At 60.8% G+C, this 23,038-nt stretch carries 23 protein-coding genes and 1 pseudogene; 5 read left to right on the top strand and 19 right to left on the bottom strand.

The window, feature by feature from the left end; translation table 11 throughout:
* Positions 1-43 precede the first annotated feature (43 nt).
* The gene (locus NKJ91_RS10905; RefSeq protein ID WP_352455538.1) at positions 44-328 is read left to right on the top strand and encodes a hypothetical protein; all 285 of its coding nucleotides are present in this window, start codon (positions 44-46) and stop codon (positions 326-328) included.
* A gap of 134 nt (positions 329-462) precedes the next feature.
* Here NKJ91_RS10905 and NKJ91_RS10900 read toward each other — a convergent pair whose 3' ends face one another.
* The 15 genes and pseudogenes from NKJ91_RS10900 to NKJ91_RS10830 all read right to left on the bottom strand — a co-directional run bounded on the left by NKJ91_RS10900 (position 463) and on the right by NKJ91_RS10830 (position 14,876).
* Positions 463-1,824 carry a sensor histidine kinase gene (locus tag NKJ91_RS10900; RefSeq protein ID WP_352455537.1) on the bottom strand — a complete coding sequence of 454 codons (1,362 nt, stop codon included), beginning with the start codon at positions 1,822-1,824 and terminating at the stop codon, positions 463-465.
* Positions 1,811-2,488, bottom strand: coding sequence for a response regulator (locus NKJ91_RS10895; RefSeq protein WP_352455536.1), 678 nt, complete (start codon positions 2,486-2,488; stop codon positions 1,811-1,813). Before NKJ91_RS10895 ends, NKJ91_RS10900 begins: the two co-directional genes overlap by 14 nt.
* A 397-nt stretch (positions 2,489-2,885) precedes the next feature.
* On the bottom strand, positions 2,886-3,170 hold the full coding sequence (locus tag NKJ91_RS10890; RefSeq protein ID WP_352455535.1) for a copper-binding protein: 285 nt from the start codon (positions 3,168-3,170) through the stop codon (positions 2,886-2,888).
* Between the two features lie 25 nt (positions 3,171-3,195).
* Positions 3,196-3,684 carry a cupredoxin domain-containing protein gene (locus tag NKJ91_RS10885; protein WP_352455534.1) on the bottom strand — a complete coding sequence of 163 codons (489 nt, stop codon included), beginning with the start codon at positions 3,682-3,684 and terminating at the stop codon, positions 3,196-3,198.
* 41 nt (positions 3,685-3,725) lie between these two features.
* Positions 3,726-5,084 carry a multicopper oxidase family protein gene (locus tag NKJ91_RS10880; protein ID WP_352455533.1) on the bottom strand — a complete coding sequence of 453 codons (1,359 nt, stop codon included), beginning with the start codon at positions 5,082-5,084 and terminating at the stop codon, positions 3,726-3,728.
* A gap of 16 nt (positions 5,085-5,100) precedes the next feature.
* Positions 5,101-6,558: a TolC family protein gene (locus NKJ91_RS10875; protein ID WP_352455532.1), complete on the bottom strand. Its 1,458-nt coding sequence runs from the start codon at positions 6,556-6,558 to the stop codon at positions 5,101-5,103.
* A complete protein-coding gene (locus NKJ91_RS10870; RefSeq protein WP_352455531.1) occupies positions 6,555-6,788 on the bottom strand; it encodes a hypothetical protein in 234 nt (77 codons plus the stop codon). The genes NKJ91_RS10875 and NKJ91_RS10870 overlap by 4 nt, the downstream gene beginning before the upstream one ends.
* 88 nt (positions 6,789-6,876) lie before the next feature.
* Entirely contained in the window at positions 6,877-7,437 is a 561-nt protein-coding gene (locus NKJ91_RS10865) for a hypothetical protein (protein ID WP_352455530.1), read from the bottom strand.
* 44 nt (positions 7,438-7,481) lie between these two features.
* Positions 7,482-7,841: pseudogene (locus NKJ91_RS10860) on the bottom strand (YqaA family protein).
* A 434-nt stretch (positions 7,842-8,275) separates the two neighbouring features.
* The gene (locus NKJ91_RS10855) at positions 8,276-9,250 is read right to left on the bottom strand and encodes an FAD-dependent monooxygenase (protein WP_352455529.1); all 975 of its coding nucleotides are present in this window, start codon (positions 9,248-9,250) and stop codon (positions 8,276-8,278) included.
* Between the two features lie 275 nt (positions 9,251-9,525).
* Positions 9,526-10,308, bottom strand: a complete 783-nt coding sequence (locus tag NKJ91_RS10850; protein ID WP_352455528.1) for an amino acid ABC transporter ATP-binding protein — start codon at positions 10,306-10,308, stop codon at positions 9,526-9,528.
* Between the two features lie 11 nt (positions 10,309-10,319).
* Complete coding sequence (locus tag NKJ91_RS10845; RefSeq protein ID WP_352455527.1) at positions 10,320-11,411, bottom strand: amino acid ABC transporter permease; 1,092 nt, start codon at positions 11,409-11,411, stop codon at positions 10,320-10,322.
* A gap of 3 nt (positions 11,412-11,414) precedes the next feature.
* The gene (locus tag NKJ91_RS10840; protein WP_352455526.1) at positions 11,415-12,530 is read right to left on the bottom strand and encodes an ABC transporter permease subunit; all 1,116 of its coding nucleotides are present in this window, start codon (positions 12,528-12,530) and stop codon (positions 11,415-11,417) included.
* Between the two features lie 68 nt (positions 12,531-12,598).
* Positions 12,599-13,717: a transporter substrate-binding domain-containing protein gene (locus NKJ91_RS10835; protein WP_352455525.1), complete on the bottom strand. Its 1,119-nt coding sequence runs from the start codon at positions 13,715-13,717 to the stop codon at positions 12,599-12,601.
* The gene (locus NKJ91_RS10830) at positions 13,662-14,876 is read right to left on the bottom strand and encodes a trans-sulfuration enzyme family protein (protein ID WP_352455524.1); all 1,215 of its coding nucleotides are present in this window, start codon (positions 14,874-14,876) and stop codon (positions 13,662-13,664) included. The genes NKJ91_RS10835 and NKJ91_RS10830 overlap by 56 nt, the downstream gene beginning before the upstream one ends.
* 79 nt (positions 14,877-14,955) lie before the next feature.
* On the opposite strand from NKJ91_RS10830, the gene NKJ91_RS10825 reads away from it, so the two are divergent.
* Positions 14,956-15,852 (top strand): LysR family transcriptional regulator, encoded by an 897-nt coding sequence (locus NKJ91_RS10825; protein ID WP_352455523.1) that lies wholly within the window; start codon positions 14,956-14,958, stop codon positions 15,850-15,852.
* A gap of 73 nt (positions 15,853-15,925) precedes the next feature.
* Here NKJ91_RS10825 and NKJ91_RS10820 read toward each other — a convergent pair whose 3' ends face one another.
* From NKJ91_RS10820 to NKJ91_RS10810, 3 genes are all read right to left on the bottom strand, one after another.
* Positions 15,926-16,312 carry a hypothetical protein gene (locus NKJ91_RS10820; RefSeq protein ID WP_352455522.1) on the bottom strand — a complete coding sequence of 129 codons (387 nt, stop codon included), beginning with the start codon at positions 16,310-16,312 and terminating at the stop codon, positions 15,926-15,928.
* Between the two features lie 276 nt (positions 16,313-16,588).
* A complete protein-coding gene (locus NKJ91_RS10815; RefSeq protein ID WP_352455521.1) occupies positions 16,589-16,720 on the bottom strand; it encodes a hypothetical protein in 132 nt (43 codons plus the stop codon).
* Positions 16,710-16,847, bottom strand: coding sequence for a hypothetical protein (locus tag NKJ91_RS10810; protein ID WP_352455520.1), 138 nt, complete (start codon positions 16,845-16,847; stop codon positions 16,710-16,712). Before NKJ91_RS10810 ends, NKJ91_RS10815 begins: the two co-directional genes overlap by 11 nt.
* 318 nt (positions 16,848-17,165) lie before the next feature.
* Here NKJ91_RS10810 and NKJ91_RS10805 point away from each other — a divergent pair, with 318 nt between their 5' ends.
* The gene (locus NKJ91_RS10805; protein ID WP_352455519.1) at positions 17,166-17,813 is read left to right on the top strand and encodes a helix-turn-helix domain-containing protein; all 648 of its coding nucleotides are present in this window, start codon (positions 17,166-17,168) and stop codon (positions 17,811-17,813) included.
* A 110-nt stretch (positions 17,814-17,923) separates the two neighbouring features.
* On the opposite strand, the gene NKJ91_RS10800 is transcribed toward NKJ91_RS10805, so the two are convergent.
* Positions 17,924-18,106, bottom strand: a complete 183-nt coding sequence (locus NKJ91_RS10800) for a hypothetical protein (protein ID WP_023679139.1) — start codon at positions 18,104-18,106, stop codon at positions 17,924-17,926.
* Positions 18,107-18,596: 490 nt separating this feature from the next.
* Between NKJ91_RS10800 and NKJ91_RS10795 the strand changes: the two genes are divergently transcribed.
* Positions 18,597-18,992, top strand: a complete 396-nt coding sequence (locus tag NKJ91_RS10795; RefSeq protein WP_352455518.1) for a hypothetical protein — start codon at positions 18,597-18,599, stop codon at positions 18,990-18,992.
* A 122-nt stretch (positions 18,993-19,114) separates the two neighbouring features.
* The gene (locus tag NKJ91_RS10790; protein ID WP_352455517.1) at positions 19,115-22,540 is read left to right on the top strand and encodes an acyl-[ACP]--phospholipid O-acyltransferase; all 3,426 of its coding nucleotides are present in this window, start codon (positions 19,115-19,117) and stop codon (positions 22,538-22,540) included.
* The last annotated feature ends 498 nt before the right edge of the window (positions 22,541-23,038 follow it).

Genomic DNA, 23,038 nt, shown 5'->3' with positions numbered 1-23,038 from the left:
TGCTGAGCGTTGGAACGCTCACTTTCGACAAGAGGACTGAACCATGAAACACACTATCGGATATGCATTGATTGTCTTCGCCGCAACGACCGGTGTCGCCAACAGCGGCACGAACTCGACAAGCCCGCGCATCGGCGAGGTCTTGCACGGCCATGGATCGACGGGCGAAACCACGAAATCGGCATCCAACCCCGACATATCTTCCCAAGTGCTCGACAATGGCGATATCGAGAAGACCGATTCCCCCTATAACCGAGTCGAAGCTGTGAGCCCCTCATCGTGGCAGGGCGGGAGCCCCCGCCAGCGCGCCAGTTGGGCGGGCCGGTAGCAGGACCAACACCGCAGTTCCGCATCTTCCCACGGAGCCAGTGCAGGGCAAACCAGCTGGCAGCACTGCCGGCTGGTTTGCCTTTTTTATAATTTCGTCTCAAGTGATATGAACATCCGTCTAAGTGACTGATCTCAATTATGGTTACGGGGGAACTCTGTTTCCACAATTAAGCCGGGGCTATTGTCCTTCAGGGAAATTGTCGCGCCATGCATGTCCGATATCGCCTTGACCAGGCTGAGGCCGAGCCCTGTCCCTTCGGTGGTCCGGCTCTTTTCTAAGCGATAGAAGCGTTTGAACACCTTCTGCCGCTCCGCCGCCGGGATGCCCGGTCCGTTGTCGCTGACGACGATTGCGCAGCGATTCGCCTGCGTCGTGACACCGATCGCAATCCGAGATCCTCGTTGTGTGTGGCGCATTGCGTTGACGATAAGGTTCACGCACATCTGCTTCAGCAGATCGGCATCGCCCCATATAAATGAGGCCGTGTTTCGGCTGTCATTGGACTGAACCAGCGAACGCTCGGCGTCTTCCACGATGTGACTATAGATATCGTAGATTTCGGCGACCAGTTCCGAAATGTTCACCTTCGCAAATCGAGAACGGCGGGCGCCGGACTCGATCTGCGAGATGCGCAGCAAGCCCTCGAAGGTGCCTGCTATATGCGAGACTTCGCTCATCGCTTTTTCGACAAGGGATCTCGTGGTCGTTTGGTCTTTGCTTTCGGAAGCAGCCTCAAGCGTTAGAAACAGCCGGCCGACCGGCGTCTTGAGGTCGTGAGCGATGTCGGTCGTTACCTGCGTCATCGCCGCGACACTAGCCTGTAGCTGTGCCAGCGCGACGTTGACCTCAGTTGCCAGCACGTCGATGTCATCGGTGCGTAAGGAGACCGGCAAGCGGGTAGCGAGATCGCCGGCGCCAACGGACTTCATCGCATCCGAGAGTCTGGCGATGCGCCGTCGCGTGCGGAACGCCAAAACTGCGCCCGCGCCGAGACCTCCAGCAAGCACGATCGCCGTTGCCCAGCCGAAGCTGATAAGCGCAATGCTGCGCAAGCGATTTGTGTCGTCATAGCTTACCCCGACGGTCAGGTCGTAGCCGTCCAGGTTCTTCCGGTAGAGCCTGTAGTTATTGGGCGCCGCCTCGTGGCTTGTCGGTGCGCGCGTGGAAAATCCGGGCGGCACAGTGGAAACATCAATGTTGCCAGCCAGGAAGCCGCCTTCGGGATCCTTCAGTGCGTAAAGCGTCTCCTGTCCCCTGATTGCCGGACCATGGCTTCGGATCATGGCAGCAGCGCCATCGACACCGTTCGCGTCATAAGCGAAAGAAATCTCCCGGAATCGCTCCATCACATGGGAATCCAGCCGCTCGTAAAGGTAGGCGGCGACCATGTTGTAAGCGACGAAATTGGCTCCCAGAAACGAGAGCAGAAACAGGGAGATGTAGAACGCGGCGAGTCGGATGGACGTACTTCTGGCGATACTAGCGTTGGCCATGGATGGAGTAGCCGGTATTGCGTGTATTGCGCAGGAGCGGAACATCGAATGGTCTGTCGATCTTCGCCCGCAGTCGGCTGATATGGGTTTCCACCACGGTGCTTTGCGGGTCGAAGTTGAAGTTCCAGATCCGCTCAAGGAGCATGGTCTTCGTCAGTATGCGGCCCTCGTTACGCATGAGGAGTTCAAGCAGCGCGAATTCCCGAGGGAGCAACTCGATCGTCGTTCCGCCGCGGGTGGCGAGGCGGCTGAAGAGATCCAGTTCCAGATCAGCCACCTTCAGCTTTGCCTTTTCGGGGGTGATCGGAGGGCGCCTTTGCAGAGCATTGATCCGAGCCAGGAGTTCGGAGAATGCAAAGGGCTTGATCAAGTAATCGTCCGCACCTGCCTCCAATCCCTCAACTCGATCGTTGACACCGCCCACCGCCGTCAGGAAGATCACTGGGACCTTTCCGCCGGCGCCTCGAAGACCCCGCACGAGCGACAAACCATCGAGGCCTGGCAGCATCCGATCCACAATTGCGACGTCATAGGGCTCGCGCAGTCCGACAAGCAAAGCATCGCGCCCGTCTGTCAGGACATCGACCACATGGCCGGAAGAGCTCAGTCCATTTTCGACGTAACGGCTGATTTGTTCGTCGTCTTCGACTAGAAGAATTTTCATAATAGCAATCTCTCATCTGGCCTGGCGCGCCAAGCGTTGATGACCTTTTATCCTTTGCTTCTGTCAGCGATGCGGACGAAGCGATGTCTCAGTGGGGCCTTGCCTGGCTCGGCGCCATTGGTCGGTGACGCAGTTTTCCATCAGCTAGGTAGTGGGTTTTGCTGTCTCAACATCCATAGACTGGATCGACAACACGGTTTGCAAGCGAAAGCGCCTTGCAGCTTTCACGACTATTGACCACTTGTAGCGTCATTTGGCGTATCCCTTCATTGTGCCGCAAATCCAGCACAAGGCTGATCCGCGGCGCTCATCACCTCGCAAGCGATCGCGCCGGGATCGCTTGCGAGAGCGGTCAGTTGCGCTTCGGATTGGTTTTCACCCCGCGACGCTGGCCGGGTTACTTGATACCGGTGACCGTGATGCGTCCGTTGACGCGATCGGCTGTGAACTCGATCGCCTGACCCGTTTTGACCTTGTCGAGCAGGCCCTGCTCGGCGACGACGAACACCATCGTCATCGCTGGCATGTCGAGATTGGTCAGCGGCCCATGCTTAATCGTCAGCTTCTGCTGTTTGGCGTCGACCTTGATGACTTCGCCCTTCACGTATTCCTGCGCAAGCGCGCTCCCGCCGATGGCGAGAACGAGCGCGAGCGTTGAGAGTGTCTTTACCAATAGTGTCATGACTGCTTCCTTTGTGTTTTCGAATTCAGTTGGCGACGCTGATGTCGCCCTTCATGCCGGAATCGTAGTGACCCGGCACAAGGCAGCCGAAACCGAATTCGCCGGCATTGGCGAACGTCCAGATGATCTCGCCTCTGGCGCCGGGCGCCAGCCGGATCGCGTTGGGATCGGCGTGCTCCATCTCGGGGAACTTCTCCATCAGCGCCTTGTGCTCCATGATCCCCTCATGGACGTCCATGACGAACTCGTGGTCGACTTGGCCTTTGTTGACGAACTTCAGGCGAACGGTCTCGCCCTTCCTCACCTTGAGGACGGCCGGCTGGAACAACATTTTTCCATCGTCCTTCTCCGACATCGAGATGTTGATAGTCCGCTTTGCCTTGCTCGCCTCGCCAGGGTTGCCGATCGGCATGGTGGCGGCTTTACCGCCATGGCCTCCGGCGTGGCTTCCACCGGCAAGAGCGGCTCCGGAACTGAGCGCCGTCAAAACGGCCGCTACGATCATACGTTTCATGCTGCACTTTCTCTCATTGTTGAGGTTGCGAGGTTCGGTTCTCATCCCTGTTTGCCGTGACCACCGTGCGCTGCCGGGGCCATAGTTCTTGCGTCGCCTGACTTCGTCGGAGCGGGGACATCCCGCTTCCACTCATAGGCCACGGTTCCCGCGGGGTGCTGGTACCAGCCAGGATCGGTGTAGTCGTTCGAGGCGAGCCCCTCGCGAACCTTGACGACTGAGAACATGGAACCCATCTCGATGGGGCCGAATTGCCCCCAGCCATCCATCATCTTGATGGTGTTGTCGGGCAGCGGCATTTCCATTTCGCCCATATCGGCCATGCCGCGATTGCCCATCGGCATATAGTCGGGCTGAACCTTTCGGATCTTGTCGGTCACCTTTGTCTTGTCGACACCGATGAAGGTCGGCACATCGTGTCCCATGGCGTTCATCGTGTGGTGCGATTTGTGGCAGTGGATCGCCCAGTCGCCCTCATACTTGGCTTCAAACTCATAGGCGCGCATCGCTCCGACCGGAATGTCGATCGACACCTCCGGCCAGCGTGCCTCGGGGCGAACCCAGCCGCCATCGGTGCAGGTCACTTCGAAGTCATAGCCATGCATGTGGATCGGGTGATTGGTCATGGTCAGATTGCCGACCCTCACCCGCACCCTGTCGTTCTTTGACACTACCAGGGGACTGACTCCCGGAAAAATGCGGCTATTCCAACACCACAGGTTGAAGTCGGTCATCTCCATGACCTTAGGGACGTAGGATCCCGGTTCGATGTCGTAGGCATTCAGCAGGAAGACGAAATCCCGGTCGACCCGCATGTATTTCGGGTCCTTGGGATGGATCACGAAGAAGCCCATCATGCCCATGGCCATCTGGACCATCTCGTCGGCATGAGGATGGTACATGAAGGTGCCGCTCTTCACGAGGTCGAACTCGTAGACGAAGGTCTTGCCAGGCTGGATGTGCGGCTGGGTGAGGCCACCGACGCCGTCCATGCCGTTGGGCAGGATCATGCCGTGCCAGTGGATCGTCGTGTGCTCCGGCAGCTTGTTTGTTACGAAGATGCGGACGCGGTCGCCTTCAACCGCTTCTATGGTCGGGCCGGGGGACTGGCCGTTGTAACCCCAGAGATAGGCGGTCATGCCGGGCGACATTTCGCGCTCGACCGGCTCGGCCACGAGGTGGAACTCCTTCACACCGTTGTTCAAGCGATGAGGGAGTGTCCAGCCGTTGAGCGTCACGACCGGTTGGTAGTCAGGTCCGCTCGTCGGGACAATCGGAGGCTGCATGTCTGGAGAGTCCATGAGCGGAGCGTCGGGCAGCCCCATTGCGGATGTTTTGGTCCATGCAGTGGCGCCTGCGAGCAGGGCTCCCGCGCCTAGCAACTGACGTCTTGAAAGCATTTTGTTCTCCTTGAGTTCAGTGGCCTTCGGCGCCCGCTTCGGCTGGGGCCGGTGCATCGCCGGCTCCAGATGAGCCTGTGCCGCCACCGTGGATGGCGGTTCCGAGATTGACGTCGGCCAGCCAGAAATTGCGCTTGGCATTGAGGGAAAGCATGATCGAGCTGATTTTCGCGCGTGTGTCCGCCAGCAGCTCGAACGTGTTGGTGATCATGCCGTTGTAGGTGAGGACCGTTTCCGCCTCGATTTTTGTGCGCAGCGGCACAACATTGTTCCGATAGTGCCGGGCAATGTCGTAGGTCGAACGGTAGGCATCATAGGCGGATCTAGCCTCTGACCGGATATTGACGGCCTTTTCCGCGATCCGGTTTGCGGCTTGCATGTAGGCAAGCTCGGCCTTGCGAATGCGCGCCTTGCCGGTGTCGAAGATCGGAATGACGAACTCGAGTTCGAGAGTGGGTGAGACACTCGTCTCGGTTCCGCCCTCCTCCGTATCCTCGCGTTCCACCTCCACGCCGGAAAGTAGTTCCAGGTCGCTGACATAGCGCGTTGCCTCGGTCAGACCGTAGGATTTCGCCAGAGCTTCCAGCTCAAGTTTCGCGATCTCGAGGTCGACGCGATTTTTTAGCGCCTCCGCCTCGATCGCGCGTTTGGCCTTGGCGCCTTTGGGCAGGGCTGGAAGCATGTTGGGGATTGAGTAATCGACATCCGGTCCCCATAGACCCATCAGCCGGGTGAGCTCTTCCTTGGCGGTCCGTGCCGCAAGCCGCGTCTCCGCCGCCTGACCGGTGATCTCGGCATAAAAAACGTGCTCGCGGGCTTGCCCGGTCTTTGTGAAGGCACCCGTCTCGCCGAGTTTTTGCGCGAGTTCAGAAGCAGCATCGGCGGCAGCCTGCGCCTTGTTCAAATAGGAAACGCTCTCACGGGCCGAGACAGCGTTGATCCAGGCCCGCCGCGTGTCCGCGGCCAGCCGTAGCGTTTCCTCGGCGGCGCGGAGCTGGGCCTGACGGAAACGGGCATCCGCGACCGCAACGCGCCGCTTGTGCGTCGCCATGGCAAGAATGTTGCTGACCACCGCTCCTTCGATCGTCCGCACAGGATCGACGCCGATCATGCCGACCGAGATCGTCGGATTGACGAGCATCGATTCCTGCCACATGTCGGCCGCCGACAGGCCGATCTCGGCGTAGGCGGCCTGCAGGCCTTTATTGTTGAGCAAGGCGACCTGCACCGCGGTGTCTGGACCGATTGTCTCCTTCTGGACCAGGCGCTTCACGTGCTCCGAGACCGTCCGCGCTTCATCGCTGGACTGAACCCACACCGTTTGGTTGCCGGTTACGGCTTCGGCACGCGCCGCGACTGTCGTGAAGCCGGCCACGGGGGCCGAGATGCCATCAAGGGTCCCGCTGGACACGCATCCGCTGGCAATCAGCGGGACAGTCAATACCGCAGCTATGGTCAGTAACCGGCGCGTCATGATCCGGCCCCCGGGTTCGCGGGAGAGAGTTCTTCATTAAGACGCCGCCAATTCTTCGGATCGACCGGCTCCCGACGGTTATAGTCGACGACGGCCGGGTGGTGACGCGCATCACGGACGCCCATTGCGGGATCGGCCGGATTGAAGACTGGAAGGATGTCTGGCGGCGTGGTTGCCGCGCATCCGGCAACTAACAGCGATGCGAGCATCGCGGAGCTTGCGATTTTCATTGTAGACCTGAATCTTGACGTGTGCATTTGGCCGCGCGGGAGCGAATTCCCAACGCTGCGCGCGAACGCCCTCAAAAGAGGCGTCAGTTCAGATGTATCTTGGGGGTCTAATCAGCGCTTTATATTCGCCGAGCGGCAAAGTGACGGCAATGACGGGCGCAAAGCAGCGGGAGATCACATGCTCCAACTCGGGACAATCGACTGGCACCGCATGTGCCGGCGCGCAATGCACTTCACAGCTCTTGTCGGCGGATTGCTTGTCGCCGTGCTGATGCTCCGACGTATCCGCCTCATTCACCGTGGCGCCGTGATGGCTCATGTCGTGTGCAGGTGTCTCGGCTTGCAGATCCGCGCTGGCGTGAAAACCCGTGGCATTGGCTGTGGCGAATAGACCAGGCTGAAGCGCCGACATGACCAGGAATACGACCGCCAGCAGAGCGCGGAGCGGTACGCTTCCTAGGATCGCGATTCGACCAACAGTCCTCATCGGCCCTTCCCACAATTGTTCGGCTGATTTGTCAAGGCCGCCTTCAACCAGTTTGCTGCAGTGCAACCAAAAGTGAGGATCGTTGCAAGAACGGTATGGCTCGAAGCCGCCATGCGCCACAATATTTTTCATACATTTTTGTATGGCCTGTTTATGGCTCATGCCCAAATGAACGCAACCGCGCTGCGATGTCGGCGATTTCGGTTTTACGTCAGGCTCAGCACCGCTCCGGCAACAACCAAATAACGCGAGACCTTCGCGAGAGCGACGATTACGACAAAGCTCCACTCGCGCAAAACCCCAGCGACCACGCTCAGCGGATCGCCGATGATCGCATCCTGCTCAACAAGAGCGACCATCTTCCATAACGGCAATACCAGTTCGTTGCGCGGTTGAGCGTCGCAGGACGCAGGGGAAACCAGGGCCTATCCCGCAAGCGTTCAATCCCTCGACCAAGCCCCCAGTTTGCCGCAGAACCCAGGACGTTGCCCATGCTGGCGAGAAAAATCAGCATTGCCGGCGAGAGGGAGTCCCGCAAGGGCGGCCTCCGACTGCGACGGAAGGATCGTCGCCGCAGCGAAGGCAACAGCAAACGAATCGTCTTCGGCGGCAGCCCGGACTTTTCGGAGGCAGCTCCAATGTTCATTCGTGTCTCCTCGTATTTGATACGAGAGAGATACTCTTTCCAGCTGCTGGAAGGTCAAGAGCATCCGGAAAAACTGCGCGAGCCTGTCAGGACCATAGGCAGGGATCAGGCGGCCCGTGCCGAAGACTGCCCGGGCGACGTGCTGCCGCCAAATCGCCGCGTTAGGCGACGGACCTCACGGGTTCAAACGTGACATCGAGAACCGCGTCGAGCTGCTGATCCATGAAACGCTCCGGTATGCTCTTTACCAGGAAGTTGCGAAGGGGGACGACAAGCGGGTTCTGCCATTGCGCGACTTTGGCATAGAGGCGTGATTCAGCCGCGACCCTACGTGCCCTGTCGAGGCGGCGCTTGTCATATTCGCGGAGGGCCTCGTCGGCCGGAAGCCGTCCGAACAACGCTGTAAGAACCTGCCGCGTCTTCCATGGCAAGTCCACCTCCTTGCCCTAGATCGGGTGTCACGGCATGCGCGGCGTCGCCAAGCAAAACCGCATTTCCGCGCGTAAACGAGGGTATCGGATCGAGATCAAGTATATCCGTCCAGATCAGCGAGTCCGCCGGTGTCCGATCGAGGACCTCAGGGACGGGATCGTGAAAGCCGGAAAACATCGCCTTCACTCCGGCAAGATCGGCCTGAGCCAGCTTGGGATCGTGTAGGCGCTCGGCCCCGCAGCACGCAAACCAGTAGACCCTTTCGCCGGGAATCGCGGCCAGCCCGATGCGTTTGCCGGCCCCCCAGCTCTCGGTAAGACGCGCAGGGTCCATTCCCTGGGGGAGACCGGGCGAGATGGCGCGCCAGCAGGCGTAGCGGGCGAAATGCTCGCGCGACTTTGGAAAGAATGCCCTACGAACAGCGGAGTGAATGCCATCGCAAGCGAGCACCAGCTCGCTTTCCACTATCTCCCCATCCGCGAAGTGCAGGACGATTTTCTCGCCGACCTGGCGGGCATCCACGCATTCCATGTCGGTGCGAATAACAGAGCGCGGCAGCTCCGTAAGAAGCGCCCGATGGAGATCGCCGCGGTGCAGCACGGCCATACTGAGGTGACCATATCGCTGGCTGAAGCGCTGAAAATCCGTCGATTGAAGGACTTGTCCTTCGTCGTCGAGAAGATCGAGTCTGTGTATCGGCTGCGCCTCGGCAACAACCGTTTCGTAGAGCCCGAGCACACGAAGGGCACGAAGCGCATTAGCGCTAAGACTGAGGCCCGTACCCAGAGGCTTTAGTTCGCTCGCCTGCTCGTAAATCTCGGTCTCCCATCCGAGGAGTCGCAGTCCCTTGGCAACTGCAAGTCCGGCGATTCCTGCGCCAATGATGACTGCGCGCATGTTCACGGTCCTTCGCCTTCTTCACGCGGGAACACTTTGCGACATCAAATTGTTCCCGGCGAAAGGCAGGTGAAACACGCCACACGCTTTCTCCAATTTCGCTCGAAGTGAGTTCTGCCGGGCCGAGCCAGGCTCTAGATGTGCTCGAGATTGCCAGGGCATGGTCAAAGGGCGGGCGATCCATTGCCGGTCCGCTGCCACGGGCATTTTGGTGCGGGATCTCGGAGAGGTGGCTCATTGATCCGTAGCTGATGAACTCTCTCTATGCGATCGAGCTAGTTCAGGATCTGGGCAAGGAACAGTTTGCTGCGCCGGTGACGCGGATGCGAGAAGAATTCCGAGGGCGTGTTCATCTCAACGATCTCGCCCTGGTCCATGAAGACGACGCGGTCGGCGACCTGGCGGGCAAATCCCATCTCGTGCGTGACACACAGCATGGTCATGCCATCCCCAGCCAGCGCGACCATCGTGTCGAGCACTTCTTTGACCATTTCCGGATCGAGTGCCGACGTCGGCTCGTCGAAGAGCATGATTTTCGGGCTCATACAGAGCGCACGCGCGATCGCAACCCGCTGCTGCTGACCGCCTGAAAGCTGGCCGGGATATTTGTGCGCCTGGTCCGGAATCTTCACCCGTTCCAGATAATGCATGGCGGTCTGCTCGGCTTGTGCGCGCCGCATCCTGCGCACCCAGATCGGCGCCAGCGTCAGGTTCTCCAGAATGGTTAGGTGCGGGAACAGGTTGAAATGCTGGAACACCATGCCGATGTCGCGGCGAATTAGGTCTATCTTCTTCAAATCATTGGTGAGTTCGACGCCGTCGACGACGATCTGTCCCTGCTGGTGCTCCTCCAGCCGGTTAATGCAACGGATCATGGTCGACTTGCCCGAGCCCGAGGGCCCGCAGATCACCAGCTTTTCGCCGCGAAGGACTGTCAAGTCGATGTCCTTCAGCACATGGAAGTTCCCGTACCACTTGTTCATCCCGGTCATTTCGATTGCCGGCGGATCATTGGGATCGGTCATGGGCGGAACGCGCTTGGCGGCGGACGACAACATCACAACATTTCCTAGTGAGCGGTTGGGCCGCGCCGCTCCAGGAAGTCGGCGAAGCGGGCGAATGAGAATGAGAGTGCGAAGAAGATCGCCCCGATAAACAGGAACGTCTCGGCCGCTGGCGATGGCCAGTCCGGGTCGGCCAGCGCCGCTTTACCGGAGCTGATCAGGTCGAACAGGCCGACCACCAGGACAAGGCTGGTGTTCTTGATCATGACGATGATCGTGTTGGCCAGCGCCGGGATCGCCACCCGGATCGCCTGCGGCAGGATCACCAGATATTGAGTGCGCCAGAAGGGCAGGCCAACCGCAGCCGCGGCCTCGTACTGGCCATTCGGAATGGCCTGCAGGCCGCCGCGGATCACCTCGGCGAGATAAGCCGCGGCGAAGATGGTGAGGGCGACCAGCGCGCGCACGAACTTGTCAGGCAAGAGGGCCTCGGGCAGGAACAGCGGCATCATGATCGATGCCACGAACAGGATGGACAAGAGCGGTAGTCCGCGCACCGATTCTATCAGGACCACAGCGCCGATGCGTATCATGGGCATGGTCGAGCGCCTGGCCAGCGCCAGGAGGATGCCGACGGGGAAGGCGACGCCAATCGCAACGACGGTGAGGATGAGTGTCACCGGCAGGCCGCCCCAGGACGAGGTCGGAACCTCGGCTAGGCCGAAACCGCCGGCCATCAGCCAGAAGATCAAGACGAGCGCCGCCATCCAGAGCGCTGCCAGCCGCGGCGCCCAGCTGGCGGGCCGCACCGACCAGGCAAGCAGCGCCAGGATAAGCACGCAGACGATGGCGGGGCGCCAGCGTTCGTCGAGCGGATAGATGCCGAACAGCAACTGCCCGGACTTGGCATAGATGAAGCTCCAGCACGCTCCGGCGGCCACCCGGCACGCGCGTGGACTGGGGTCGAACAGCACGGCGTCGATTACCAGCCAGCGCAGCATCGGCGGTACCGTGGCGACGAGCAGAACGCCGAACAACAGCGTCAGGACGGCATTGAGTGGCGTGCCGAACAGGAGCATGGCTGACCGCCGCAAAGCGCCGAAGCGGATCTGTCCTGGCATTGGCTCGGCCGGAAGGGGAAGAGACAGGGCCTTCATGGTTCAGCGCTCCACGATGGCGATGCGACGGTTGTACCAATTGGCCGCGCTCGAGAGGCTCAGGTTGAGGGCGAGATAGACGCCGAGGATGATGAACACGCCCTCGATCGAATGGCTGGACTTGCTGATGATGGTGTTCATGACCGCAAGGAAGTCCGGATAGCCGACCGCGATCGCCAGCGTCCAATTCTTGACGACGTTGATGTATTGGCTGTTGAGCGGCGGGACGATCACCCGCAGCATCTGCGGGATGATGATCAGACGCAATATTTTGCCGCGTGGCAGGCCGAGCGAATGACCTGCATCCCACTGACCGCGGCCGACCGAAAGCACGCCGCCACGCACGATCTCGGCGACGAAGCCGGTGGTGTAGATGGTCAGCCCGATGAGGATGGTGCTGAGTTCGGGCGTCAGGTCCTTGCCGCCTTTGAAGTTCGACCCAGTGAAGGTCGGCCAGTCGACGGAGAACTTCGCATCGGCAAGCCAGAGCCCGGCAATGCCAACCGCGAGGATCGCCGGCGCGGTCAGCGGTGGCAGCCATCCTCTTCTCGCCGCCGCCCAGCCAGCGGCCGCCAGTGCCAGGGCGAGAGCAATGACGAGCAATCCCGCGGTGGCGACGTCCATGCTGACGGCCGGCACCACAAAGCCGCGCATGGAGGCGTAAACGCCTGGCAGCGGATTGAGCGCTTCGCCGACCGGCGGCAGCACCTTCCACCACAGCGAGTAGAGAAAGATCAGAAGCACGATCGGCGGTGAATTGCGTGCAACCTCCACCCATACGCGGCAGGTGCCCGCCGCCAGGGGATTGCTGCTCAGCCGGGTGATGCCGACGACGAGGCCGAGCGCGGATGAAAAGACGATGACGAGCGCGGAGATGAAGACCGTATTGGCGAGCCCGGTCGCGATCGCCCAGTAATAGGGGTCCCGCGACTTGTAAGTGAGGATTGCTTCGGAGATGACGATCCTTGACGGCATCGTCAGGAAATCGAAGCCGATCGGGATGCCGCGTGCCCTGAGATTGGCGAAAGTCGTGCTGACGAGCAGGGCAGCGAAGGCGGCAGCCACGGCCACCAGGGCACACTGGATGATGATCGATCTGGTCCTGGCGTCGCTCAGCATTTCGACCTCGACGGTTCGCGGCGTTGGCAGGGAAAGGGAACGGCGGGCGCGTCCCCTTCATGTGCAGCTCAATCCCAAGGGAAAGGATAGTTGAGGCCGCCGTCCTTCCACAACGCGTTCAGGCCGCGCTCGACCTTCAGCGGGCTGTCCTTGCCGAGATTGCGATCCCAGATCTCGGCGTAGTTGCCCATTTGTTTGATGACGTTGTAGGCCCACTTGTCGTCCAATCCGAGCGGCTTGCCGAAACCGGGCTCCTCACCCAGCACGCGTTTGACTTCCGGACTGCCCGAGGCAAGCTTTTCATCGACGTTTTGCGAGGTGATGCCGTTGGCCTCGGCCCAGAACAGTGCATTGAGTGTCCAACGCACGACGTCGAAAAGCTGATCGTCACCGCGGGCGACCGCGACTCCATTGGGTTCGGCGGCCCTGCCGACTCGGATGATGTCGTAGTCGTCCGGGTTCTTGGCCACCGAGGCACGCTGTCCTGCTGCCGCGGTGCCGTCGGTGACGTAGGAATCGCAGCGGCCGCCAAAGAAGGCGTCGCGCGCTTGAACGGTCGAGTCGTAATAGACTTTCTCCATCGCGATCCCGAACTCTTCCTCGGTTTCCTCGATCGCTTTCTCGGTCAGGCTGCCACCGCCTTGCAGGCAGACGGTCTTTCCGTCCAGCAGTTTGGGCTCGGTGATGTTATCGGCCTTGCGCACGAGCATGCCGTCCGTGTCGTAGAGATTGATCCAGACGAAGCGGACAACCGTATCACGACTGTAGGTGATGGTGGATGTGCGCGACAGAACGTCGATTTCCCCAGTCTGTAGCGCAGCAAAACGCTGGCCTGCGTTAAGGGGCACGTAACGGATCTTGTCTCTGTCGCCGAGGATGGCGACCGCGAAAGTGCGGCAGATGTCGGAATCGAACCCGCGATAATACCCCTTCTCGTCCGGCCGGGATAGACCGGGCACGCCCTGGCTGGCGCCGCAGCTGACATAGCCGCGCTCCTTGATCTTGTTGATTACCGCCTGCGCGCTGGCGTCCACGGCGCCCGTAGTCAGGCTGGCCAATCCTATCGCCAGACCCGTGAGCCATTTCAGACCTTGATGTTTCATAATCATTCCCCTTGTCGTTGAGTTGTCGTCATTCTGCGGCGTTGACGTCGGCCGCGGCGGTTCCGTTGCGCCGGGCTTCAGCAAAAAGTTCGAAGGCCTGAGAAAGGTCGGCCAGAAGATCTTCGAGCGCCTCAAGGCCGATCGACAGGCGCCAGACCGGGCCGGGCTTCAGCCAGTCGAGGCTGGCGCGGCCCTTGCGGGGATCGCTGACGGCAATCAGCGAATGCACGCCGCCCCAGCTTGCGCCGAGCCTGAACAGCCGCAGGCTGCGCAGAACATCGGATTGCAGTGGCGCCAGTTCCGGCCGCAGCACGAAGGAGAACACGCCCGCCGATCCGGCGAAGTCACGCTTCCAGACCGCGTGGCCGGGATGGCCAGGCTCCGCAGGATGCAAGATCTGCGCGACTTCCGGGCGCCCCGACAGCCAGGCGACAATCTTGCGCGCTGTACCGTCGGCGTGGCGCATGCGCACCGGCATCGTCATCAGGCCGCGCTCGCACAGCGCGCAATCCTCGGGCGAGACGCCATAGCCAAGGAAACGCGCTGTATCCTTTAGGCGCCGGAACAGGGCATGGTCATGCACTGCGAGCGAGCCCATCAAGAGGTCGCCGTGGCCGCCGGCGTGTTTGGAAAGCGCCTGCATCGAGATGTCGACGCCATGAGCGAGCGGCTTGAACAGCAGATGCGAGGCCCAGGTGTTGTCGGCCGCAACGAGCGCGCCGGCCTTGTGGGCCGCGGCCGTGATGGCTGGCACATCCTGAACTTCGAAGGTGGCTGAGCCAGGCGATTCTGCCCAGACCAGCCGCGTTCTGCCGTCGATCATGGCCGCGATACTTGCGTCCAGCCGTGGATCGTAGGAAACCGCCTCGATCCCGAGTGGGCCGAGAAAACGCTCGGCCATGTCGCGCGCCGGGCCATAGAGCGTCTCCGGGATCAGAACGCTTTCGCCGCCACGGCAGACAGCCATGGTCGCCAGCGTCATGGCCGCCATGCCCGACGGGACGACGAGAGCCCGCGATCCGCATTCCAACACGGCGATATGATCTTCGAGCTGCCGGCTGGTCGGTGTGCCGTAAAGTCCGTAGCTGAACCCGTCGTACAGACGCTCGACGCGAAGCTCGAACGATTCCAGATCGTCAAAGACCACGGTCGAGGCTCGCTCGACCGGCATCGCCACCGCCTGGAACGGTTCCTCGGAGCGCTTGGGAGGATGGACATGTGAAGTGTCATCGCGTCGGTTCATAGGCGCAGCTTAGCCGGCTCACCCATTGCCATCTATGACCGCAGCGATAAAGTTAATTCGCTTTTGATATGGGCTGACTATGAACCTGCGCGACATCGATGTCTTCAACGCGATCATGATCACGCGCGGCGCCGGCGCGGCGGCCGCGCTGCTGGATACCTCACAGCCGGCCATCAGCCGTTCGCTAGCCAAGCTAGAGGCCGAACTCGGCTTCAGGCTTTTCGACCGCATTCGTGGCAGGCTGGTGCCGACACGCGAAGGGGAGTTGTTCCATGCCGAGGTAAAGGCCAACCTGGTCGGGCTCGACCGGCTCAAGCTGCGGGCGGCCCAGATCAAGGAGGTCGGAACCGGTACCATCCGCGTCGCCTGCCTGTCGGCACTCGGGCATGGGCTGGTACCGCGCGCCATCGTAGCGTTCTCACGCCGGCATCCGCAGGTGCGAATCAGCTATCAGGTCCGCACCTCCAATATCGTGCGCGACCTGGTGGCCTCTGGCAGTTTCGACATCGGGCTCGCGGCCGACGAGGTCGATACCAGCGGCGTGCTGCACAGCATCTTCACCACGCCGCGCGCCGTCTGTGTAATGCCGAAGAACCACCGGCTGGCGCGGAAGCAGATAATCACGCCGGCCGATCTCGCCGACGAGGCCTTCCTGGCATTGTCGCCGGAAGATACGGCTCGGCTCGCGATGGACAAGATCCTGGCCGCGCATGGGGTACGGCCGCGCATCCTGATCGAAACGCCCTACGGCCTGACCATCGCTATCCTTGCAGCGAAGGGCATGGGAATCGGCTTGGTCAATCCCTCCGTCATTGCGGACGGCATGATCGGCGGTATTTTGGCCAGGCCATTCGAGCCAGCCGTCAATTTCCGCGCGCTACTCCTGCGCCCGCCGGACGGCATCAATTCGACTTTGATCACCGACTTCATTGGCGAACTCTATGCCGCTCGCAATATGCTATCGAGCGAGGCCTAGGCAACTGGCTCGACGCCTGGTTCTAGCTGCACACGAATGCCATCGACGAGAAGCAGGACACGCAATCCCGGTCCTATCCCTCCCCCATCGTCGAGCGGAGAAGAGCTTGCATATGCTCTGCCAAGTCGAGCTCACCGCGCGCCTCGATCTTCAAAAGATATCGGGCCTTGGACCGGCGATCACCTTCCCTGACCGCAGGATAGGCGCATACAGCCAGCAGCGCCCTTTTCTCAGCCCGGCTGGCTCTGTCGTGGTCGCGGTTACTGCCGCCCATTTCGTGGATCGCCTTGCCGAATGCCGCGTACGCTGCCTTGTGCGCATTGATCAGCGCCCGCAGATCGCGGGACGGTTCCCGGTCCTCCCGTCGCGGCTTTGTGGCGAAAGCCGATGCCGCAACCGTCGAGGCGACAACGGCGCTGGCGGCGTTGAGAAGCAAGGCGCGGCGATTCATTCTGGACATGGTGAACTCTCCTCTTCACTTCATGGCAGGCTGCCAGAACGATGTCGTAGGATCGGCCAGCTGCGCTTCCACAGTAGCATGACTGCCGGCGCGTTCATGTCAGGATGGATGGTAACGTTGGATGCGTTGCAGCCAGAGCATAGCTGGCGCGACTGCGCGAATCGGCATCTCGCGAACTGTTCAATCAATTGTCCCTCGGCCTCGCCACCAAAGAAAGGATCGCCATTCCCGAAAAACTCCATAACTTCGAAGAATTGCGATCCCTTTCGGCGCGGCTCACGAGGCGTCCTCGACGGTGATGGCTTTCATCACCCGTTCGTCCACCATTGTCCGGGCCTCATTAAGATGGCGCTGCCAAGTGCCTTGCGACGACGGCGACCAGCGAAAGCCGTTGGCTTCAGCGCCCACCGGTCGCCTCGTCGGGCTTAGCCGGGAAGATCATCTGAATGCGAGCCATGTCGACGTCGATGATGTCGACGGCTCTGATTCCGATCTTGGCGATCTGGCTTTCGTTTGCCCACTCCTGCATCCTCACCAGTGATTTCAGTCGCGATTGCAGACGGCGGATTTCGGCCCGGTTGCCGACCTGTCGAAACCGCGTTTCCGTTGCCAGTCTGCCAGTATGATGGCTGTCGACCGACGCTGATGATTGCGTGCTCCGACAATTTCAATGCGGCACAAGTCGGCAGAAGCATGCGCAAGTTCCCGAGAAGGCGAGCGCCGCGTAGGCACGCTGCCGGCCTTCACCGCTTTCCCAGCCAAGCACTAGGTAGTTTCCCGTAGGGATAGAACCGAATTTCGCGACCTGCTGATTCGCGCGATTGCTGTGCTACGGATCAACCGGGAAACAGCCATGCACGCCCAATCGACCTCCAGAATTTCACTGCCGTCGCACGGCTTACAGTCGAGCCTGCCTACGGCATTCGATCCGACACTGCTACAGCCGGTCAGCTTCTTTCGCTGCGGTTCGGAAATCTATGCGCAAGGTGAAAAGGCCGGAGCCTTCTATCAGGTCGAGTTTGGCGCCGTGCGTGTTTACCGCCTGCTTGCGGACGGTCGCAGGCAGATAAGTGCCTTCCATCTGGCCGGAGAGACATTCGGTTTCGAAGCCGACACCACCCATCATTTTTTCGCCGAAGCCATCAACGCCGTGGGTGTCCGCGTCTTCCGCTTTGCCACTGGTGCGGATCTCTCCCGTCAGCTGCTGCCGTTGGCTCTCAAGGGCCTGACGAGAGCGCAGGAACATCTCTTGGTTCTCGGCCGTCAGAATGCCATCGAACGCGTCGCCGCGTTCCTGGTCGACATGGCGGAGCGGCAGGGCGGCTTGCGACAGGTCGAACTGCCGATGTCGCGCATGGATATCGGCGATTATCTCGGCCTCACCATCGAAACCGTGTCGCGGGTTTTCACCCGGCTGAAGGACAAAGGCGTCATCCGCCTGCTCAATCTGCGCAGCATCGAGATCATCAAGCACGACGTGCTTCATGCCATGAGCGAGTGAGGCTACTTGGTCACTTGCCGCGCGTGGCAGACCGTAAGCGTTGCCGCTTTTTCGACCGACTTTGGTCACTCGGGCTTCAATCGCCATGCGGCCTTGGGGCAAGCGCGCAGCTAGGCCGCCTTCTTGATCTCCGCGACCTGAACGCCCAGTCGGAACGCCTGACCGTCTGCAAACGAACGCGCGTAGCTCTCAGATGTAAAAGGGACCGTGGTGGTGGTGCCGTTGACCGTCACGCGAACCGACCACTCTTTGTCCCTAATGATTTCAACGGCATGTTGCTCATGCGCAGCCATGCGTTCCTCCCAGAATGGTCCGTTGAGGATGGGAGGATAGCGTCGTAAAACTGGTTTGCATGCAAATAATCCGACACCGCGACGTCGAAATGTCGAAACACGCACAGCTAGGCTCAAGTCGATGGCGTTGCCTTGAGCTTGGTCGATGCAAGAGGACACCACAGCGGCGAACTCACCTTCAAGGGCGACTGCGCAGTTCACGCCCCTGTCTGGGGAACATGCGGATTACCAGGCGGACAAAAAAGCCCCAGCGCTGGGTCGATGCGCCGGGGCTTTGGGCACGTACAAGCTACACCAACATGTCCGCATATGAACGTGCGCTAATAAAGTGAAGGAATGGTGAACCACGCATATGCCGAAGGGCGCACGCTAAAAGCTGGGGTGAAGCGCAGTATCAGTAATGACAAGTTTGCGCACTCTGATTGTCCCACCTTACTTTCGACCAAACGACGGGGTGAGGATGCGGGCAGTCTTATTGCTTTGATGACGTATGCCGTCACCGCTCATGCCGATGAAGCGAGCCGGCTCACTGACGCCGTCCTCGACCGGCTGCGAAAGACTGTCGCAAGACCGGCTGATTGTATCGAACCCGGAAACAGACCAACGCCGGCGCAACCTCACCCTGAAACCAAAAGACAATATCGATGACCTCCAACAGCTATGCTCCCAAGGGTTCAAGCGCCTGCAAACGTTGACCACGCCCACTTTCGCTATCGCCGCCTGGATGATGACGGCCGCATCAATTTCATGGGGCAAGCATAGCCGCCAAGGGGTTCTGCCCGATGGCCGCGACCAGGCTCGTGGATACCTCGAACCATCACCAAGACACCGCGAGACGCGAAAGAGGCAAGCCGCTTCATCAACCGGCAACACCGAAAGCTGCTGATCAATGTGAGCCGCAGTAACGAAGCGTAATCGGGTTCCCACTACAAAAAGGCTCAAACCGCGCAAGACCGCGGATCGATCCGACCAGGATCTTCAACGGTCTGCCCAATGGAAGTCGCCGCTATGGAAATCGTCACGAACAACCCCACGAACAGTCATCTGATGACTTCACGGCGTTTTGCGCCTCTCTTCTGGACGCAGTTCCTGTCCGCCTTCAACGACAATTTCCTCAAGAACACGCTGGTTTTCCTTATTCTGTTCACCCTGGCGGCGGACAAGGCGGCATCACTGGTCACCCTGGCGGGTGCCGTCTTCATGGCTCCTTTCCTGCTCCTGTCCGCCCTTGGTGGCGAGATCGCCGACCGGTTCGACAAGGCGCTCATCGCCCGTCGGCTGAAATTCACCGAGATCGCCGCTGCGGCTGTCGCTGTCGTTGGGATCGCGCTGTCGTCGATCCCGGTGCTGATGATGGCGTTGCTCATGTTCGGCATCATCTCGGCATTGTTCGGACCGATCAAGTACGGCATCCTGCCGGATCATCTCGAGCGCAAGGAATTGCCCCGCGCCAATGCCTGGATCGAATCGGCAACCTTCGCCGCCATCCTCGGCGGCACTATCGCCGGAGGCGTCGTCTCGGCCGATGGCATAGGCGTCTCGGTCTTCGGGCCGATGATGATGATCCTCGCCATCGGTTGCTGGTTTGTCAGCCGATACATTCCGTCAACCGGTTCTGCTGCACCCGACCTCGTCATAGACCGGAACATCTTTCGCTCGACGTGGCGACAGGTCAACGGCTTGCGTGCCGACAAGCGGATCTGGCGCGCCGGACTGATGACGTCGTGGTTCTGGCTTATCGGGGCCATTGTCCTTTCGATCCTGCCTACGTTGGTCAAGGATTCGCTCGGTGGCGGAGAAATCGCTGTCACCGCCTATCTCGCGGTGTTCGCCGTCTCGATCGCGATTGGCTCTGCCATAGCCGCATGGATGTCGCAGGGCCGCATCGTGCTCTTGCCAGCCCCGGTTGGCACGGCGTTGATGGCACTATTCGGCTTGGACCTGGCCTGGACCATCTGGAGCATGCAGCCCTCGCCCAGGGCCGAAACGCTCGCAATATTCTTCGCCGGGCCAAACACGGTCCATGTTGCGATCGACCTTGCCGGCATGGCTATTGCCAGCGCCTTTCTTGTCGTGCCGACCTTCGCCGCAGTGCAAGCCTGGGCGCCCGAAGCCAGCCGCGCTCGCGTCGTCGCCGCCGTGAGCATCGTCAATGCAGGCTTCATGACGGTGGGCGGCATACTTGTCGCCGCGATTCAAGCAGCGGGCGTCTCCACTGGAGGTATCCTGTTCGGCCTCGCCGCACTCAACGTGGTCGCCGCCTCGCTGATGCTGAGATACCTTCCGACAAACGCCTTCCGCGATTTCGTTTCCATTCTGTTCCGAGCCTTCCATCGTCTGGAGGTGGAGGGGCTGGAAAACCTCAAGGCGGCCGGCCCGGCACCCATCCTGGCGCTCAACCATGTCAGTTTCCTCGACGGTCCGCTGGCCCTGACGCTGACCGAGGAAGAGCCCGTCTTTGCCATCGACCACACTATCGCCAAGGCCTGGTGGATGAAGCCTTTCCTCAAGCTCGCCCGTGCGCTGCCGCTCAATCCAGCCAAGCCGATGTCGACCCGCACGCTGATCAAGATCGTGCAAGGCGGCGATCCGCTGGTCATCTTCCCCGAAGGGCGGATCACCGTCACCGGCGGCCTCATGAAGGTCTATGACGGCGCCGCCATGGTGGCCGACAAGACCGGCTCGATGGTCGTGCCCGTGCGCATCGACGGGCTGGAGAAGAGCTATTTTTCGCGGCTGACCTCGCTGCATATTCGCCGCCGGCTGTTCCCGAAGGTCAAGGTGACCATTCTGGAGCCCGTCAAACTTGAAGTACTGCAGGATCTGAAGGGCCGGAAGCGCCGCGCCGCGGCGGGCGCTGCCCTCTACCAGGTCATGTCGGACCTCGTCTTCCGCACCCAGGACATCGACAAGACTGTGCTGGAGAAGATCATCCAGACGGCGAACGAACGCGGCATGAAGCAACTGGCCGTTCAGGACCCGGTCACCGGTTCGCTGAGTTACGGCAAGCTGCTGACAGCCGCCGCCGTGCTTGGCGAGAAATTCAAGAAACTCTATGCCGGCCAGCAGACGCTCGGCATCATGCTGCCCAACGCTAATGGCGCCTGTGCGACGCTGCTCGGCGTTATGTCGGCCGGCAAGGTTCCGGCGATGATGAACTTCACTGCCGGTGCAGCTAACATCCTCTCCGCTTGCAAAGCCGCCGAGGTGCGCACCGTGCTGACCTCGCGCGCCTTTGTCGAACAAGCGAAACTCGGCGCCGTGGTCGAGGAACTCGGCCGATCGGTCGACATCGTCTGGCTCGATGATCTGCGGGCCACCATTGGCCTCAGGCACAAGCTGCTCGGCCTTCTGCGCAAGAGCGCACCCCGGGTCGCCCGCAAGTCTGAAGATCCGGCGGTGATCCTGTTCACCTCGGGGTCCGAAGGCACGCCCAAGGGCGTGGTGCTCACCCACCGCAACATCCTGGCCAATGCCGCCCAGGCCGCCTCGCGTATCGACTTCCACTCGGGCGACAAGGTCTTCAATGTGCTGCCGATCTTCCATTCCTTCGGCATGACGGCGGGCACGGTGCTGCCGCTGATCTCGGGCGTGCCGGTCTATTTCTACCCCTCGCCGCTGCACTACCGGATCGTGCCGGAGTTGGTTTACGCCTCGAACGCAACGATCATCTTCGGCACCGATACGTTCCTTGCCGGCTATGCCCGCACCGCACACCCCTACGACTTCCGGTCAGTGCGCTACTGCTTTGCCGGCGCGGAACCGGTCAAGCCTTCGACGCGCGCGATCTATATGGAAAAGTTCGGCCTGCGCATCCTCGAAGGCTACGGCGTGACCGAAACCGCGCCGGTGATCTCCATCAACACGCCGATGTACAACCGGTCCGGCAGCGTCGGCAAAATCATGCCGGGTATGGAGTATCGCCTGGATCCGGTGCCTGGCGTCGAGGATGGCGGACGGCTGTTCGTGCGTGGGCCCAACGTCATGGCAGGCTATCTGCGCGCCGAGAAGCCGGGCGTGCTCGAACCGCTCGAAGACGGCTGGCATGACACCGGCGACGTCGTCGCCGTCGACGATGTCGGCTTCATCACCATTCGAGGCCGTGCCAAGCGCTTTGCCAAGATCGGTGGCGAGATGATCTCGATGGCCGCCGTCGAGGCGCTGGCGGGCGAATTGTGGAAAGGCTCGCTCTCGGCGGTCGCCGCCGTGCCAGATGCGCGCAAGGGCGAAAAGCTGATCCTCATCACCGAGGCCGTCAACGCCACGCGTGCCGAATTCCTGGCCTTCGCTAAGGCCAACGGCGCCATGGACCTGATGGTGCCCGCCGGAGTGCGCGTCGTTGCGAAAGTGCCCGTCCTCGGCTCCGGGAAGCTCGACTTCGCCGCCGTGACAAAGATGGTGCTCGGCGCAGAGATGAAGATTAACGCCGCTTGAGCACGTCCTACCAACGGCCGACGAACCAAGCTGGCCCGCTCTCCCGCGCAGTCCCATCCAGTTGCCGCCCGCGTAGGTAACGCCGATACTTCATTAGGTCCCGAAAATCACCGGATGCGCGGCAGCCGTCTCTGTCTGACCTTTGGAATCTTAAACATATAACTATGACGATCGCCGAACTCAGCACGAGCAGTTCTGGACTCTTTATGAACGCCTTCGGCTTGTTGCCCGCTCTCTGCCGAGAAAGGACCGAGCATGACTCCCATCATCGGGAAGCCCTAGCGAGCGTTGTCGCTCCATAATGAACCTTTGTCGATCGACGACGTGGGCCGATCAGGGCAAGCGATCCGGCAGCAATACTGTGAGGCGAAGGGTATGCGGCATGCCCCGAACTTCCCTGCGCGCCGGTGTTCCACCGCGTGAAAAAAAGCCCGCCGCACGGTTTGGTGCGGCGGGGCGGGACGGGCGCTGTTGCACCAAGCGGGGGACTAGGGTGGG

This window comes from Mesorhizobium sp. M0040, from assembly GCF_040323505.1.
In the GTDB taxonomy this organism is placed as follows: domain Bacteria; phylum Pseudomonadota; class Alphaproteobacteria; order Rhizobiales; family Rhizobiaceae; genus Mesorhizobium.
Note: the sequence above shows the minus strand (reverse complement) of the source record. Positions and strands in the feature narration are given on the sequence as shown.